The sequence below is a fragment of the Streptomyces sp. NPDC050988 genome (genome assembly GCF_044456225.1).
Lineage (GTDB): Bacteria > Actinomycetota > Actinomycetes > Streptomycetales > Streptomycetaceae > Streptomyces.
In genome coordinates this window covers 126871-144725 of record NZ_JBITFQ010000011.1, presented here as the reverse complement: position 1 = coordinate 144725, position 17855 = coordinate 126871, and the positions used below count along the sequence as shown (strand labels likewise).

The 17855-nt window shown below is 72.9% G+C and carries 7 protein-coding genes; 6 read left to right on the top strand and 1 reads right to left on the bottom strand.

Annotated elements, in window-relative coordinates:
- Positions 1-30 precede the first annotated feature (30 nt).
- Positions 31-1224 carry an FAD-dependent oxidoreductase gene (locus ACIBEI_RS24320; protein WP_398892143.1) on the top strand — a complete coding sequence of 398 codons (1194 nt, stop codon included), beginning with the start codon at positions 31-33 and terminating at the stop codon, positions 1222-1224.
- Here the strand turns inward: ACIBEI_RS24320 and ACIBEI_RS24315 are convergent, their stop codons facing one another.
- Positions 1225-2496 carry an FAD-binding oxidoreductase gene (locus ACIBEI_RS24315; RefSeq protein ID WP_398892141.1) on the bottom strand — a complete coding sequence of 424 codons (1272 nt, stop codon included), beginning with the start codon at positions 2494-2496 and terminating at the stop codon, positions 1225-1227.
- A 257-nt stretch (positions 2497-2753) separates the two neighbouring features.
- Here ACIBEI_RS24315 and ACIBEI_RS24310 point away from each other — a divergent pair, with 257 nt between their 5' ends.
- The 5 genes from ACIBEI_RS24310 (at position 2754) to ACIBEI_RS24290 (ending at position 17855) form a co-directional block, all read left to right on the top strand.
- Entirely contained in the window at positions 2754-5069 is a 2316-nt protein-coding gene (locus tag ACIBEI_RS24310; RefSeq protein ID WP_398892139.1) for an ATP-binding protein, read from the top strand.
- Between the two features lie 472 nt (positions 5070-5541).
- Positions 5542-6984: an MFS transporter gene (locus tag ACIBEI_RS24305; protein WP_398892137.1), complete on the top strand. Its 1443-nt coding sequence runs from the start codon at positions 5542-5544 to the stop codon at positions 6982-6984.
- Complete coding sequence (locus ACIBEI_RS24300; RefSeq protein WP_398892135.1) at positions 6929-10696, top strand: type I polyketide synthase; 3768 nt, start codon at positions 6929-6931, stop codon at positions 10694-10696. The genes ACIBEI_RS24305 and ACIBEI_RS24300 overlap by 56 nt, the downstream gene beginning before the upstream one ends.
- Complete coding sequence (locus ACIBEI_RS24295; protein ID WP_398892133.1) at positions 10693-16554, top strand: MupA/Atu3671 family FMN-dependent luciferase-like monooxygenase; 5862 nt, start codon at positions 10693-10695, stop codon at positions 16552-16554. Before ACIBEI_RS24300 ends, ACIBEI_RS24295 begins: the two co-directional genes overlap by 4 nt.
- Positions 16551-17855, top strand: coding sequence for a M18 family aminopeptidase (locus ACIBEI_RS24290; RefSeq protein WP_398892131.1), 1305 nt, complete (start codon positions 16551-16553; stop codon positions 17853-17855). The genes ACIBEI_RS24295 and ACIBEI_RS24290 overlap by 4 nt, the downstream gene beginning before the upstream one ends.

Here is a 17855-nt window from a genome sequence, read left to right as displayed (position 1 = left end):
CGAACCGTAGGACTAGAAGGAGACGGACGAATGGACAACAACAAGGTAGTCGTCGTCGGCGCGGGCCCCGTCGGGCTGATCACCGCGCTCGGACTCGCCCGGGCCGGCGTCGAGGTCCTGGTGCTGGAACGGGAGCCCGCCCTGGCGACCTCCCCCCGCGCCATCGTCTACTACGGCGGGGTCCTCGGCGGCCTCGACCGGCTCGGCCTGCTCGACGACGCGCTCAAGGCCGGCGTCAGGACCACCACCGTGCAGTTCCTGGTCCGCCGCACCGGCGAACGCATCGCCTTCGACCACGACGTACTCGAAGGGCACGTGCCGTACCCGTACAACGTCAACCTGGGCCAGGACCGCATGGCGGACATCGCCCTGCGGCACCTGCTCCGGCTGCCCGGCACCGAGGTGCGCTTCGGCACCGCCGTGACCGGCATCGAGCAGGACGCCGACGGCGTCACGGTCACCGCCGAGGCGGACGGCGTCCTTATGCGTCTGCGGGCGGGCTGGGTGGTGGGCGCGGACGGCGCCGGAAGCCGGGTGCGCGAACTGCTCGGGCTGGACTTCGAGGGCACTACCTGGCCCGAGCGGTTCGTCGCCACGAACATCCGCTTCCCCTACGACCAGCACGGCTACGCCGACGCCAACATGGTCTTCGACCCGGAGTACGGCGCCGTCATCGCGAAGATCGACGGCAAGGGTCTGTGGCGCTGCACCTACTCCGAGGACGCCGCCCTGCCCGTAGAGAGCGTGCACGAGCGCATCCCCGCGTATTTCGCCGCCACCCTGCCAGGCGATCAGCGCTACGAACTCGTCCAGTACTCCCCGTACAAGATGCACCAGCGCGCGGCCTCCGCCTTCCGGAGCGGGCGGGTCGTGCTGGCGGGCGACGCGGCCCATGTGACCAACCCGACCGGTGGACTCGGGCTCACCTCCGGCCTGTTCGACTCCTTCGTGCTGTCGGAGGCCCTGGCCGCGGTGGTGCGCGGTGAGAGCGGCGCCGAGGTGCTCGACCGCTACGCCGAGGACCGCCGCCGGGCGTTCCAGGAGTACGCGTCGCCCCTGGCCAGCGCCCTCAAGCAGCTCGTCTTCGGCTGCCGGGACGAGACCATGCTGGAGGGCGCCCTCACCGGACTGCGCCGAGCGGCGGCCGACCCGGAACTCCAGGTCCGCCAGCTGATGGTCAGCCAGCCGCTGGAGACGCCCTCGCTCCTCACCCCGACCGCCTGATCAGCGAGCGGGCCGGGGCACCGGACGCAGGTTGGTGCGGTACGGGGTGTGACCCCACCCCGCCAGGTCCGTGACCAGACCGGCGTAGCAGCCGTGGACGGAGCGGACCTGGCGCGGGTCACGCGGGTTGAAGAAGACGGTCGTGATCTGGTGCGTGCTGCCCGGCCTGAGCACCACCGTGCTCACGGAGTTCCGCTCGTGCCGTGCGCACCGCGAGCGGGCCACCTCGACCGCACGCGCCACAGCGGCACCGGACACGGGACCGACGGGCGTGAAGTCGACGTGGGCGGTGCCCTCGCCGTGTGGCAGCACGGCCGGGTCGATCAGGTCCATGTCGGGAACGGCGCCCCGCAGGCGCTCGTCGTGGCGGGCGGCCTCCGGGACGTCGTCGCCGCGGAAGGTCCGCCTGGCCGGTCGTACGCCCGCGGCTCGTCGCAGGACGTCCACGGCCGTCGCGTACCCGGCGTCCACGGCGCTCGCGCGACCGCACATCCGGAAGCGGGCCACCCAGCCGTCGCCGTCCGGATCCACGCCGCCCACGCCGTTCTCGTCGAAGTCGAAACCACGGGTCATGATCACCGGGCCGTCCAGCGCCCGGTGCAGCCGCGGATCCCGCAGTGCGTCGAGGACCCGGCCGAGCGCCTGCGGGCCGGTGAATCCGGCCCAGCACTCGGTGTAGACCTCGGGGCGGCGCGGCAGCCGCCAGGTGAGGCGGGTGGGGATGCCCCGCGTGCCGTACGCCAGGGCGCCCGGTCCGGTGCGCAGCAGCCTGCCGTCGAGCCCGACCGACTCCGTCCCGCACAGGCCGCGCAGGTGTTCCCGGCCGGGCGAGTATCCGGCCCCGGGCAAGAGGCCGTCGCCGACGACGCCGTCCCAGCCCAGGTCGGGCACCGGGACCCAGAGGCCGTCACCCGCCCGCCCGAGTGCCTCGTACACGTCGGACCAGCGCGCGCCCGGTTCCACCACGGCGCGGCGACGGACCGCGTCGATCTCCAGCACCCGGTTCATCCGCCGCAGGTCGACGGTGACGCGGGGGCGTCGGCGCACGGCCGGGCGGGCGGAGTGGTCCGGCCGCGCGCCGACGGCCCAGGACAGTGCGACGCGGTGTTCGCCCGCGATGCGTACGACGGCCCGGACCTCGTCGGCGTTTCCCGACGCGACGGTGAGGCCCGACGCGGTGAGGACGGTGTCGTCGCCCAGCTCGGAGTGGAGGGCGCTGACCGTCCGGTCGCGCGCACTGGTGTCGGTCCCACGAAGAACAACGCTGTTCATATCGTTTCCCTCACTCTGGCCGACGGCCGGGGAACGGCCGTGTGGCGGGTGAGCCGTACGCTCCGGGCGGCTCCGGCGGCTTCTCCACGTACGGCGCACCGATCGTCGCCCGGCGCGCGGTACGTGCCCAAGCGGGGAAATACGCGTTCCGCTACGTGCTCGGGCACCCGTGGCCAGTGGATTCCCGCAGGTACGGACGGCGGATCATGGCCGTCCCGAGCCTTGTCCAGGGTCCCGGATCGACTTAGGGTCGGCACGTGGGCCGGTTGCGACGTGGCAATGTGCCGTCCGAGCTGACCAGCTTCGTCGGCCGCGGTGCCGAACTCAGACAGGTGAGGCGGTCACTGGAGAGCCATCCCGCCGTGACCCTGACCGGTACCGGAGGCGTCGGCAAGAGCAGGCTCGCGCGGCGGGCCGCCGCCGAGGTGGGACGAGCCTTCCCCGACGGCGTGTGGTTCGTCGAACTCGACGACGTCGCGGACGGCGCGTTGGTGCCCGCCACGGTGCTCGGGGGCCTGGGCCTGCGCGACGACGGAGCGCCCGTCGAGGAGAGACTGGTCGAACACCTCCGCCCCCTCCGTGCGCTGCTCCTGCTCGACGGCTGCGAACGGGTCGCCGAGTCCTGCGCGGCCCTGGTGAGCCGCCTGCTGGCCGAGGCACCGGGCGTGCGTGTCCTCAGCACCAGCAGACGACCGTTGCGCATCACCGGCGAGGCCGTCCTGCCCGTCCGGCCCCTGCCGGTGCCCGATCTCGACGCCGACGACCTCCGGCCGGCGGCACTGGCACGCTGCGACGCGGTCGCGCTGTTCGCCGACCGGGCCGCGGCGATCCGCCCCGATTTCGCGCTGACGGAGGCCAACGCCGAGTGGGTGGCGCGGATCTGCCACCGGCTGGAGGGCCTGCCGATGGCCATCGAGTTCGCGGCCGACCGCCTGGACACCCTGTCCGAGGAGCAGCTCGCCGAACGGCTGGACGACGCGGAACGGCTGCTGGTCACCGGCAAGCGCGGCGCCCCCGAACGCCAGCGGACGCTGTACGCCCTGGTCGCCTCCAGCCACTCCCTCTGCTCTCCCGAGGAGCAGGCACTGTGGGCCCGGCTCGCGGTGTTCACCGGCCGCTTCGAACTCGGCGCCGTCGAGCAGGTCTGCGCCGGCGGACCCGTCGCCGAGGACTCGGTGTTCGACCTGGTCGCCGGGCTCGTCGACAAGTCGGTGCTCACCCGGGACGAGCACCCGGGAGGCACCTGGTACCGCCTGCCCCGCCTGCTGCGCGACCACGCCCGCGGCCACCTCGTACAGCCCGAGGAGTGGCTCCGGCTCGGCGAGCGGCACGCGGAGTGGTGCCTCCGGCTCGCCGAGGACGCCACGCCGGGACTGCTCACGCCCAGGACGGACAGCTGGGCGGCCAGGATCCGGGGCAACCACGCCAACATCCAGAGCGCGCTCGCCTTCTGCCTGACCGACGGACGCGACCCGAGCCGGGCCCTCCGGCTGGCCTCGTCGCTCTGGTACTACTGGCTCATCACCGGCCATGTCGGGGAGGGCCGTGCCTGGCTGGAGCGCGGGCTCGGGGCGAGTTCGGAGCCCTCGCCCGAGCGGGCGCGGGCACTGGCCGTGGCGGCCGACCTGGCGATCAACGACCGCGACGGTGCGGCGGCGACGTCGCTGGAAGCTCAACTCGTCGCCGAGCAACGGCAGGAGCAGCCCGCTCTCGCGGGCCATCTGGACTTCGCCGGCGGTGTGTTCGCCACCCAGCGCGGTGATCTCGTCGGCGCGCGGGCGCTGTTCGAGAAGGCGCTGGAGGAGTTCCGTGCCTCGGGCGACCTGATGGGTACGTCGAAGACCCTGTGGCACCTGGCCCTGGCCTGCATCTGGAGCGGAGACACGGCCCAAGGGCTGTGCTACACCGACGAGTTCACCCGGACGTTCGGCGGGCAGGGCGACAACTGGGGTACCTCGGCGGTCCACTGGGCCCTGGCCCACGCCCGCCTCCACGACCGGGACGCGGCGGGCGCACTCGCCGCGTTCACCGCCGGCACGGCCCTGGCACGGCGCCTGGAGGACCACTTCGGGATGACCTGGTGGCTCCAGGTCGGGGCGCCGATCCTGGCCCTGAACGGCCGCGACGCCGACGCGGCCCTCATGCTCGGCGCGGCCCGGTCCCACCGCGTCTTCGCGCTTCCTGCCCTCGACCTGTTGCGGACCCGGTGCTCGGAGGACGTACGGGGGGTCCTGGGCGACCGTCACTTCGACGAACTGGTCGCCCGCGGAGCCCGGTTGCCCCTGGAAGAGGCGATCGGCATCGCCCTGGAGGGACGCCCGACGGACGGCGACCGCCCGGCCGACGGCGACGAGGCGGCCACCGCGCTGTCGAGGCGCGAATGGGAGGTGGCCGAGCTCGTCGCCCGGGGCAACACCAACAAGGAGATCGCCGCGACTCTCGTCATCTCGACCCGGACCGCCGAGGGACACGTACGGCGCATTCTCGACAAACTCGGCCTGGCGTCGCGGGCGCAGATCGCCGCCTGGATGACGGGCAGACGCGCCGGGCCCGCGGGCGGCCCGCTCACGTGAGCCGGATCGGGTCCGGTCCGTCGACGTGCGCTTCACGACGTCCGGCGTGACCTCGGCCGTCTCTCGACGTGGACGCCACGTTCTGATGGAGGCCAGAGAGGTCAGGTCCTTCGGGCCGCTGATCCGACGCGCAGATCGGCTCGTCGGCGTTTCCGTGGCTCGAACCGGCCCGTCACCCACTGATCGCTGCTGTTCCGGCACGTCGGCAATTCGCTTGCATCGGCGCGAGCGAGGGCGCCGCGTCCGCCTCCGCCTCGGTCACGGCAGCCCTCACCCGCGACCAGGCCTTCGTCGACGCATCAGTCGTCATGCCTCGCAACTGCCGCATAACAATCATGAGTTCGGGCTTCTGCCTGCGAACGGCGGGTCAGTTTGCCTATGGTGCGCGGAGCCCCTTCGCCGATGTGTTCGCAAAGGATGCCGCCATGCCCGACTCTGTACGACACGAGGACGTCCTGGCGCAGGTTCGTTCGTGACGTCCGGTACGGCAGCGCTTCAGGAACGCCGGTACCGGATCCTGGTCACCGGCTACGCGATCTCCTCGTACGGCACCTTCCTCAACGTCGTGGCGCTCAGCCTGTACGTCTACGCGGTCACGGACCGGGCGCTGGCCGTCGGTGTGTTCATGGCCGTGCGACTCGCCGCGGGGTTCGTCGCGGGGCTCGCAGCGGCCGCGGTCCTGGCCCGCTGGTCCGCGAAGGGCGTCATGTTCTGGGCCAACGTGGCCCAGGCGGCGGCGCTGCTCCTGCTGGTGCTGGCCCCCGACGGATTCCGTACGGGCACGCTGTTCGCCGTCTCCGCGGTGGTCGGGGCCTCGGGCACCCTGTTCATGGTCACCCTGCGCAGCTCCATCCCGGACATGGTCGGCGAGGGGCGCCACACCTGGGCGAACTCGCTGATGGTCAGCGGGCGTTCGATGGCGATGGTGGCCGGGTTCGCGTCGTCGGGCGTGGTGGTGTCGCTGCTCGGCTACACCGCGGCCTTCCTCGTGGACATGGCCACCTTCCTCGTCTGTGCCCTGACCGTCCTGCTCCTCCCGATGCCCATGGGCCCGGCGCGCGGCAATGAGGAGAAGGACAGCCGGGGCAAGGACGTAGAGGACAGCCAGGGCAGTCGAGAATCAGCGGGCGTCGACGGGCCGGGGCGCCGGGACGGTCGGCGGCGGGTGCCCGCCGCGCTCGTGGCGCTCGGTGCGGTTCCTGTGCTCGGGCTGATGGTGGCGCTGCGCGGTATCGACGCGCTCGGCTCCTCCTCGCACAACGCGGCGCTGCCCGTGTACTCCACCGAACTCGACGCCGACAACCCGGCCGTGTTCGTCAGCGTCTTCTGGTGCGTCTGGGCGCTCGGCAACGTCCTCGTCCAGCAGGTACTGCAGAGATACACCAAACGGACGGGCCACTCGGTCGGTGCCCTGGGCTTCGGGCTCGGCACCATCGCCATGTCGGGGACCTTCATCCTGGCCTTCGCCGGGCTCCCCTGGGCCGCGACGGTGCTGGTCGCGCTGCTGGCGGGCGCGGCCGACGGTCTGACCGAAGTGTCGTACACCTCGCATCTGCAGACCCTGCCGAGCCCCCTGCGCACCCACGCCTTCGGGCTCTCCGCCACGGTGGAGAACCTCGGGTTCGGCGTCGGCATGATCGTGGTCGCCGCGGCCCTCGACGTCTTCACGCCGCTGTCGGTCGTCGGTGTCGCGCACGGTGCCGCCATCGTCCTCGCCCTGGTGTACGTGGCCCGGGTGCTGCGGGGGCGCGGAGCGGCGCAGGCGCAGGAAGCGCCGGAACCGGAGCATGCGCAGGAAGCGCAGGAAGCCGTGCCGGGGAGCGGGGAACGGGAGGGGAAGAACGGGAAGGGGGAGAGCGGTGAAGGACCCGCGCGTGGCGGTCATCGGGATGGCGCTGAGGTTTCCGGGGGCTGACACCCCCGAGGAGTACTGGCACGACATCCGGTCCGGCGTGTCCCACGTACGGCCCTTCACGGACGCCGAGTTCGCCGCCGCGGGCCTGCCCGAGGAGCTCTACCGGGACCCGGACTTCACCGGAGCGAGCGCCCTGCTGCACGGCGTCGACGGCTTCGACGCCGGGTTCTTCGGGATGAGCGGCCGGGAGGCCACCCTGACCGATCCCCAGCAGCGGTTGTTCCTGGAGTGCGCTCACCATGTACTGGAGGACGGTGGCTACGGCGGCGGGGGTGGAAGCGGCCGGTCCGGGGGCGAGCGGATCGGGGTCTACGCCAGCGTCGGCTATCGGCTCTACTCGCTGCACAGCTATCTGGCCTCCAACATCGGCGAGTCGAGCCGCGCCGACGACTGGACCACGGTCAAGCAGATCCAGGTCGGCAACTACCCGGACTTCACCGCCAACCGGGCCGCGTTCCGGCTCGGCCTCGACGGACCGGCGGTGAACGTCGCGACTGCCTGTTCCAGCGGACTCGTCTCGGTCCACCTGGCCTGTCAGGCGCTGCTCGCGGGTGACGCGGACCTCATCGTGGTGGGATCGGCAGCCCTGCATCTGCCGCAGATCACCGGGCACCGCCATGTGAAGGGCTCGACGATCTCCAGGTCCGGTGCGGTACGGGCCTTCGACGCCGCTGCGGACGGCACGGTCGGCGGCAACGGCGTGGCCGCCGTACTCCTCAAGCCCCTCGCGAACGCGCTCGCCGACGGTGACACCGTGCACGCCGTCATCCTGGGCTCCGCGGTCACCAACGACGGTGCGGACAAGGCCGGTTTCGCCGCTCCGGGGGTCGCGGGCCAGCGCGACGCCGTGCTCGGCGCGTTGGACCGCGCGGGTGTCGGGGCCGAGACGATCGGCTATCTGGAGGCGCACGGCACCGGTACGTACAAGGGTGATCCGATCGAATTCGCCGCGCTCAGCGAGGCGTTCCGGCGGCACACGGACCGCAGGGGCTTCTGCGCGCTCGGGTCCACCAAGCCCGCCATCGGGCACCTGGACAGCGCGGCCGGTCTCGCGGGGCTGGTCAAGGCGGTCCTGGTGCTGCGGCACGGTGTCGTCCCGCCGCTGGTGAACCTGACCCGGCCCAACCCTCAACTCGGGGTCGAAGAAAGCCCGTTCACGCTGCCGAGGCGTGCCATGCCGTGGCCGTTGGCGGGCGGCGGGCCCCGGCGGGCGGGCGTGCACTCCATCGGGATGGGCGGCACCAATGCCCATGTGATCCTGGAAGAGGCCCCGGTTGTCCCGGCCACCCCGGGGCGGACGGTGGACACCCCCGTGCCCGCACTCCTGCCGCTCTCAGCGCACAGCCCCAAGGCGCTGGAGGAGTACGCCCGTTCCTTCCGTGACGCCCTCGTGCGGCGCCCGGACATGGCACCGGCCGACCTCCTCACGACGGCCGCGCTCGGGCGCCGCCACCTGCGCCACCGGCTGGTTGTAACCGCACCCGCCGTCACCCCGGCTGCCGTCTCCACGCCCCTCGATGACCCGGCTGACAACCTTGTCGACAACCTTGTCGGAGGACTCGTCCGTGGCCTCGACGCCTTCCTGGCGGACGCGGGTGGCTCCGCGCCTCCCACCGCCGCGTACCACACCGGAACCGTGGACACCCCGGCCCCGGCCCCGACCCCGACCACGACCACGATTCCGATTCCGACTCCGACTCCGACTCCCGTCACGCTCGCCTACGTATTCAGCGGACAGGGTGGTGGCCGGCCCGGAATGGCCGCGGTGCTCGCCGCCCGCTTCCCCGTGGTGGCCGACGTCCTGGAGCGGTGCGCCCGCGTCCATCAGGAGGAGACCGGGGAGCCGGACTTCCTCGACCGGATCGTCGGCGGCGAGGGTCCGGAGCGGTGGGACACCGACTTCGCCCAGCCGGCGCTGTTCGCCCTGCAAGTGGCGCAGGCACGGCTCTGGCAGGGGTTCGGTGTGCGCCCGTCGGCCGTCGCCGGGCACAGCGTCGGGGAGTACGCGGCTCTGTGCGTCGCCGGAGCACTGTCGCCGGAGGACGGCATGCGGCTCGTCTGCCGCAGGGGCCGGCTCATGCAGGACACCGAACCCGGCGCGATGCTGGCCGTGTTCGCCCCGCCGGACCAGGTACGGCAGTTGCTCGGGGACATCGACGAGACGCGGTACGGGTGTCTCGAACTGGCGGTGTCCAACGGCCCCGCGCATCACGTCGTCGCCGGTCCGCCGGCCGCGGTCCAGGCCGCCCGGGCCTGGCTGGCCGAGCGCGACGTGGCGGGCGAGCCGCTCCCCGTCGACCGTGCCTTCCACACCGCGCTGCTCGACCCGATGCTCGACGAACTGCGCGCCGCCGCGGGCAAGGCCGAACTCCGGCCCGTACAGGTGGAGTTCGTGAGCGGGCTGGACGGTACGGCGTATCCCGTGGGCTGGCTGCCCGACGCCGATTACCTCGTACGGCAGGCGCGGCGCACCGCGGACTTCCATGCCGTGCTGCGCACGCTCGCGCCCATGGCTGCCCTGGTCGAACTGGGGCCGGGTGCACCGCTGACCGGCATGGCCCGTCGTGCCGTGCCGGAGACCCTCTGCGTGCCGACGCAGGGCCGTGGCGCGGACATCGACGGCCTGTGGACGGCGGCGGCCCGTCTGCACTGTGCCGGGGTGGACCTCGACTGGGCGGCGCTCCTGGACGGCTGCGGGGGACGCCGGATCCAGCTGCCCGTTTACCCGTTCCAGCACCGGTCGTACTGGACCGGCCCGCCACCGCATCCCGGTCCGGCAGTGGACCGATTACCTGCAAGGGAAGGTTCAGTGGAGGACGGCATGACCGAACAGGCAGTACTCGAACGCGTACGGGAGCTCACGGCCCGGCATCTCGGCTACCGCGCCGACGAACTCGGCGCCGGGCAGACGTTCGTCGGCCTCGGCGCGGACTCGCTGCAACTCATCGGGTTGCTGCGGCAGTTGGAGAACGAGTTCGGCGTGCGGACGTCCGTCCGGGAGATTCTTGAGGAGGCGGGCACTCCGGAACTCACGGCCCGTCTGATCGCCGCGCGTGGGGGGCGGACGGGGCGAGCGGGGCGGGCGGGGCGGGCGGCTTCGCGGCCGGAGGCTGGGCCGGTCGACGCCGGCACGGGGCCCGCGGCTGCGCCTGCCGCCGCCGCTGCCTCAGCTACCGCTCCTGCCGCCGCCCCTGCCTCAGCCCCCGCACCTGCACCTGCCCCGGCGCCTGCACCTGCCCCGGCGCCTGCACCTGCACCTGCCCCGGCGCCTGCCCCGGCCCCGGCCCCGGCGCCTGCCCCGGCCCCGGCGCCTGCGCCTGCGCCTGCGCCGGCTCCTGCTCCTGGGCTTGCCTCAGCGTCTGCCCTTGCCGCAGGGCCAGCGCTCCCGCCTGCGGCCGTGCCTGCCCCAGCGGTCGTGCCTGCCCCAGCGGCCGTGCCTGCCGCAGGGCCGGCCGCAGCGCCCCCGGCGGCGACCGCCTCGGCATCCGCAGGCCCGGCGCCCGCAGGCCCGGCGACCGCCCCGGTGCCCGCAGTCCCAGCGCCCGCAGCCCCGGCGCCCCCAGCCCCAGCGCCCGCAGCCCCGGAGTACGTACTCCGCTCCGAGGTCGCCGAGCTGCGCCGGCAGATCGATCTGCTCGCCGAGACGCAGGCGGCCATGCTGACCCAGCTCTCCGAGGCGATAGCCCTGCTCAGTGCCGAGCGTGCCCGATGAGCGCGACGGCGGCCGACCGGGCGGCGGAACTCTCCCGGAAGCTCACGGCGCAACTCGCGGCGGCCAAGCGGCACTTGGCGGAAGAGCCCCTGCCCGGACCGGCCTCGCCGCCCCCTCGGGCCCCGGCCCCGACGGAGACCGCACCTCCCGCCGTCTCCGCACCTCCCGCCGTCCCCGTAGCACCCCCCACCCTCCACGGCCCCCGCGTAACCCTCCCCGAAGGCTCGGGCATGGTCGGCGACCGTGTCGACGCCGACGCCGGTCAGCGGGCGCACGCCGTCGAGTTGGGGCGCAGGCTGGCCGAACAGACGCGTACGTCCAAGGAGTTGGCCCAGCGGCAGCGTGCCGTGCTCGCCGACAGCCGGGCTGTCGTCGGGTTCCGCCGTTCGACGAAGGAGACGCTGTACCCCCTCGCGGCCCGCTCGGCCCGGGGCGCGCGCCTGACCGACGTGGACGGGAACGAGTACACCGACATCACCATGGGCTTCGGCGCCCTGCTGCTCGGCCATGAGCCGGAGGTGGTCACCGAGGCCGTACGGGAGCATCTCGCCCAGGGCCTGCGCTTCGGCCCCCGGCCGGTCGAGGCCGGTGAAGTCGCCCAGCTGCTGGCGGACTTGACGGGCATGGAGCGGGTGGCGTTCGCCGGCTCCGGTACCGAGGCCAACTCCGCCGCCATCCGGCTCGCCCGCGCCGCCACCGGACGCGACCGCATCGTCATGTTCCGCGGCTCGTACCACGGCCACATCGACTCCGTGCTCGGCCGCCCGGGGCCGGACGGCGTCCGCGCCGTACCCGTCTCGCACGGCATCCCGCTCAGCGCCGTCTCCGAGGTGATCGTCCTCGAATACGGCAGCCAGGAAGCCCTCGACACCGTCGACGCGCTCGGCGACACCATCGCGGCGGTCCTCGTCGAGCCGGTCCAGTGCCGCAACCCCGCCCTGCGCCCCGTCACGTTCCTGCGGGAACTGCGCGACCTCACGCGGCGCCGCGGCATCGTGCTCCTCTTCGACGAGATGCTCACCGGCCTGCGCCCCCATCCGCGCGGCGCCCAGCACCACTTCGGCGTCGTCCCGGACCTCGCCACCTACGGTAAGGCGCTCGGCAGCGGCTTCCCGATCGGCGCGATCGCGGGCCGCGCCGACATCCTGGACGGGGTCGACGGCGGCTTCTGGCGGTACGGCGACGACAGCCGCCCGGAGACCGAGACCACCTTCTTCGGCGGTACGTACATGCAGCACCCGCTGTCCATGGCGGCGGCCAAGGCGGTCCTCACCCATCTCGCCGCCGAGGGTCCCGCCCTCCAGGAACGGCTCAACGCCCGCACCGACATGCTGGCCGAAGGCCTGAACGAGTTCTTCAGGGACGAGGAATTCCCTCTGGAACTGCGCCACTTCGGGTCCATGTTCCGGTTCAGGCACCGCGCCGACATGGAACTCCTCTACCAGCACCTGCTGTTGCGGGGCATCCACGTGTGGGAGTGGCGCAGCTTCTATCTGTCCACGGCCCACACCGACGCGGACGTCGAGCGGGTCTCGGACGCCGTGCGGGACTCCCTGCGTGCCCTGCGCGAGGGCGGCTTCTTCCCCACGACCCGCCCGAATCCCGGCCCGAGCTCCAGCCTGCGTCAGCATTCGCAGCCACGGCCGAAGGCGACGCGCCCCCGTCCGGCCGCCGACTTCGGTCTGTACTTCTTCGGCGACTACCCGGATTCGGACACGGACGGCGCCGCGGACGGCCGACCGAGCGCGCCTCGCCCCTCCGACGCCTACGACCGCATCATCGAGACGGCCCGCTTCGCCGACGAGCGCGGATTCAGTTCCCTCTGGGTGCCGGAGCGGCACTTCCACTCCTTCGGCGGCCTCTTCCCCAACCCGTCCGTGCTCGCCGCCGCGCTGGCCCGGGAGACCAGCCGGATCCGGCTGAACGCGGGTTCCGTCGTACTGCCGCTGCACGACCCCGTCCGGATCGCCGAGGAGTGGTCGGTCGTCGACAACCTCTCCGGCGGCCGGGTCGGCATCGGCTGCGCGACCGGCTGGCACGCGCAGGACTTCGCCCTCCACCCGGACCGCTTCGCCCGCCGCAAGGAGATCGGCTTCGCCCACCTCGACGACGTACGGACGTTGTGGAGCGGCGGCACGCTGCCCCGCCGTACGGGCGACGGCGGGGAGACCGCCGTACGTATCCACCCGCGCCCGGTGCAGGACATGCCGCCCATGTTCCTCGCGACCTCGGGACGGCGTGAGTCGTACGAGGAGGCGGCTCGGCGCGGTCTGGGCATCGTCACCAACCTGATGAACCAGACGGTCGCCGAACTCGCCGAGAACATAGGCCACTACCGCAAGGCCCGTGAGCAGCACGGTCTCGACCCCGACACCGGCCGGGTGACCGTGCTCCTGCACACCTACCTCGGCGACGACCACGCGACGGCGCGTGCCCAGGCTCTGGAGCCGATGACCCGCTATCTGCGCTCCTCGCTCCAGATGCGTTCCGCGGCGAGCACGCTGGGCACCCCGGGCACGCCGGGCGGCGATCCGCGGGACGTGGCCACGGCGAGCGAGGAGGACCTGGAGTACCTCTTCCGCCGGGCGTACGACGGGTACTGCGACGAGCGGGCCCTGATCGGTACGCCGGAGACCTGCGCGCCCGTGGTGGACGCGCTGTACGAGGCGGGCGTCGACGAGATCGCCGCGCTCGTCGACTTCGGCATGCCCGCCGACCTGATGCGTACCGGGCTCGAACACCTCGACGCGCTGCGCGGGCGCCACCAGGACGCGGGCCCCGTGGCGGCCCGCGCGGATGTGGAGCCCGGCGCCGACGTCTCCGCGCCCGCCACCGACGCCCAGCGCCGGATCTGGCTCGCCTCCCAGCTGATCGGCGACCCGGCCGCGTACAACGAGATCCAGGCGGTACGGCTGCGCGGACCGCTGGACGAGGAGGCGCTGGCCGCCGCGGTCGACGGGCTGGTCGAGCGGCACGCGGGCCTGCGGACCGTGTTCCGCCCGGGCGGTGGCGACGAGACCGTACTGCAGGTCGTACGGCACGGACTGCGCGTGCCGCTCCAAGTCGCCGATGCCCGAGGCCGGTTGACCGATTCCCGGGCACCGGAGGCCGACGCGGCCGTCGCGGCCGTCGCGGCGGTGTTGCGGGAGGAGAGCACGCGGCCGTACGACCTTGCCGAGGGGCCGCTGTTCACCCCACGGCTCCTGACGCTCGCAGACGACGACCACGTGCTCGTACTCGGGCTGCACCACATCATCACGGACGCCCACTCGGCCGGCATCCTCGCGGCCGATCTGGAGGAGCTCTACAAGGCCGCGGTCGAGGGCCGCCCCGCGCGGTTCGCGGCGCCCGCGGGCAGCACGGTCGGCGCCGCCGAACCCGACCGGGGCCCGGCCGACCTGGAGTGGTGGCGCCGGTACCTCGACCCGCTGCCGCCGGTGCCCGCGCTGCCCACCCGGCGCCCGCGCGGCCGTCGGGTGGCGGGCAGCGGGGCCGCCGCCGAGATCCGCCTCGACGGTGTCCGTACGGCGGACGTGCAGGAGTGGAGCGGCCGACAGGGCGTCACGCTCTTCGCCACGCTCCTCACCGCCTGGCAGCTGGTGCTGCGCGAGCGCTCGGGCCAGGACGAGTTCGTCGTGGGCTCGACCTTCGGGCGGCGCACTCCGGAGACCGTCGGCACGGTGGGATTCCACGTTGCGCTCCTTCCGCTGCGGGCCGCGCTGACGGAGTCGACACCGCTGACCGACGCTGTACGGGCCACCCGGGACGCGCTGTTCGCGGCGGACACCCATCAACACGTCGACCAGGACGCGCTCCTCGCCGCCGTCAACCCCGACCCCGGCAACCCGCGCCCGCTGATCACCGTCTCGGCGGACCTGGACACCGCTCCGCTCTCCGGGATCCGGCTGCCGGGGCTGTACGCCGAAGCGGTCGACGGCGGCTCCGAATCGGCGCCGCTGGAGATGGGGCTGATGGCCGTCCGCACGGGTTCGGGGCTGCGGCTGCGCATCCGCTACGACGCCGATCTCTTCGACGCGGCGACGGTACGGGACTGTCTGGGCGACCTCGACCGGATCCTGGGCGCCATGGTGTCGGGCGGTGCGGTACTGGTACGGGACACCGCCGTGCGGCCGCCGGAGCCTGTGGACGTGGCGCGGCCGGCCTTGCACGCCCACGCCCCCGCCCCGGTCCCGTCGGCGCCCTCCGTCCTGGAGACGCTCCGTACCGTCTGGAAGTCGGTCCTCGACGTCGACGACGTGGCCGACGACTCCAACTTCTTCGATCTCAGCGGCAATTCGATCGCGGCGATCAGGCTCGTCAACCGCGTACGCGATGCCCTGCACGTGGACATCGGCCTCGCGGACTTCTTCGCGGACGCGACCCTGGGCGCGATGGCACGTCAACTTGACGGCGGACCACAGGAGTCCGCAGCCCCTTCCGTTGGCGCCGAGGTCGTGGACCGCGCCCCCGCGAGCGACCAGCAGAACCGGATGATCGCAGGCCATTACGTCGTTCCCCAGGCGCAGGTCTGGAATGTGCCGACCAGGATCCGCTTCCGGGGCGCCCTTGACCCGGACGCGCTGCGCTCGGCCCTCGCCGAACTGATCGAGCGCCACCACTCGTTGCGTACCCGCTTCGTGTGGGAGGCAGCAGACGGGGCCGGGGCAGGGGCTGGGGCAGGGGCCGGGGACGGCGAAGGAGTCTGGTGGCAGGAGGTGGTCGCCGCCCCGCCGCTGCGGTTGCGGATCGACGACCTCACGCGGCTCGAACCCGGGAAACGTGCCGCCCGCGTCGACAAGGTGTGCCGGGCGATGGCCGCGTCGCCCGTCGACCTCACCGTTCCGACGCTGCCCCGGCTGAGGCTGCTGCGGGTCGAGCGCGACGAGTGGGTGCTGATGTTCGTCATGCACCACATCTGCGCCGACGGCTGGGCCCACTCCGTGCTCCTGGCGGAGCTGGCCGAGCTGTACACGGCCGCGGCGGCCGGTACCGCGCACGCACTCGACGCGCCGCCCGTCCAAGTCACGCACTACGCCCGCCGTCAGCTGGAGTCGAAGGACCCGGCGGCCGAGGACCGGCGGGCCGCACACTGCGCCGCCTATCTGGAGGGGGTGCCGTGCCGGCTCGACACCCCGACCGACCGCCCCAGGCCCGAGCGGCTGAGCGGCGACGGCGGCACGGCACGCGGTACCGCCTCCGGTGAACTCCGCGCGGCCATGGAGAAGTTGGCGGCCGACCGGCACGTGACGCCGTTCGCGGTGGCGGCCGCCGCACTCGGCATCCACCTCGCCCGGCTCTCCGGGGAGCGGGACGTCCTGCTCAGCGTCCCGTACGCCAACCGCGAGGACCTGGACTGCGAGTCGCTCGTGTCGGTGGTCTCCACGGCCGTCCTGGTCCGGGTGCGGATCGACCCGGCCGAGACCGTCGCCGAGCTGGTCACCCGTACCGGCGCGGGCGCCCTCGGCATCATGGCGAACGTGCTGCCCACCGCCCGCATCCTCCAGGCGATGCGCGACGCGGGGGCGACCGAGGTCCCTGACCGGGTGCCGAACGGCCTCGCCTTCCAGAACTACGCCGACTCCGACATCGAGATCCCCGGGCTCGACGTCGAAGTGGAGGACGTGGCCCCGCCGGTCGCCCGGGCCGAACTCGTCTTCGGTCTCGCGCCGCGTCGTGATCCGGGCCTCGGCTACCGGACCTTCCTCGAGTATTCGGCCGATCTCTGGGATCGGGAATCGGCCGAAGACCTGCTCGCCGAGTACGTCTCGGTGATCGGAGACTTGTGCGCGCGGCCCGACCGCCCGGTCGCCGCACTGCTCGACCCGCACACAACGCCCCGGAAGGCGGACGCCGAATGACCCTGGCCACCGACCCCAGCCACACCGAGGACCTGCTCGCCTTCCTCCAGGGCAGCTCCTCGCCCTACCACGCCGTGTCCCAGGCCGCGCGGCGCCTGGAGAAGGCGGGCTTCACGGAGTTGAGCGAGACCGAGGAGTGGACGGGGCGCGGCGGCGGCTGCTTCGTCGCCCGCGGCGGTGCGCTCATCGCCTGGTACGTCCCCGAGGGTGCGCCCGCCCACACCCCCTTCCGGATCGTCGGCGCGCACACCGACTCGCCCAACCTGCGCGTCAAGCCGAGGCCCGACACGGGTTCCGCGGGGTGGCGTCAGGTCGCCGTGGAGATCTACGGAGGCGTCCCGCTCAACACCTGGCTCGACCGCGACCTGGGCATCTCGGGGCGTCTCACGCTGCGCGACGGCACCTCCACCCTCGTCAAGGTCGACGAACCGCTGTTCCGCGTACCGCAGTTGGCCATCCATCTCGACCGCTCGGTCAACGAGTCCATGGCCCTGGACCGGCAGCGCCAGACCCAGCCGATCTGGTCCCTCGGCAGACCGGAACAGGGCGCGCTGCTGCGCCGGATCGCGTACGAGGCCGATCTGGAACCCACGGAGATCCTCGGCTGGGACCTGATGCTGCACGACATCCAGGCACCCGGACACCTGGGCGCGGACCGCGAGTTCCTGGTGTCGTCGCGCCTGGACAACCTGGTGTCCGTGCACGCGGGGGTCACCGCGCTGACGGCGGCGACCGAGGCCTGGTCGAAGGACGCCCGCGCCGGGTCGTTCAGGGTTCCGGTGCTCGCCGCCTTCGACCACGAAGAGGTCGGCAGCGGCTCCGAGACCGGCGCTCAGAGCCCGCTCCTGGAACGCGTCCTGAACCGCTCGGTGGCCGCCCGCGGCGGCAGCGGCGAGGACTGGTCGCGGGCCCTCGCGGGCGCGCTCTGCGTCTCGGCCGACATGTCCCACGCGGTCCACCCCAACTACAGCGAGCGGCACGACCCGGACAACCACCCGCTGCCCAACGGCGGACCCGTGGTGAAGGTCAACGTCAACCAGCGGTACGCCACCGACGGCACCGGCCTCGCCGCGTTCGCCGCCGCGTGCGAGCGGGCCGGGGTGCCCTTGCAGCGGTTCGTGTCCAACAACGCCATGCCCTGCGGTACTTCGATCGGGCCGATCACCGCGGCCCGCCTGGGCGTGACGACGGTCGATGTGGGCGTGCCCGGCCTGTCCATGCACTCCGCACGGGAACTCGTCGGGGCCAGGGACCCCGGCTACCTGGCGCAGGCGCTCGCCGAGTTCGTCACGACGAGCTGA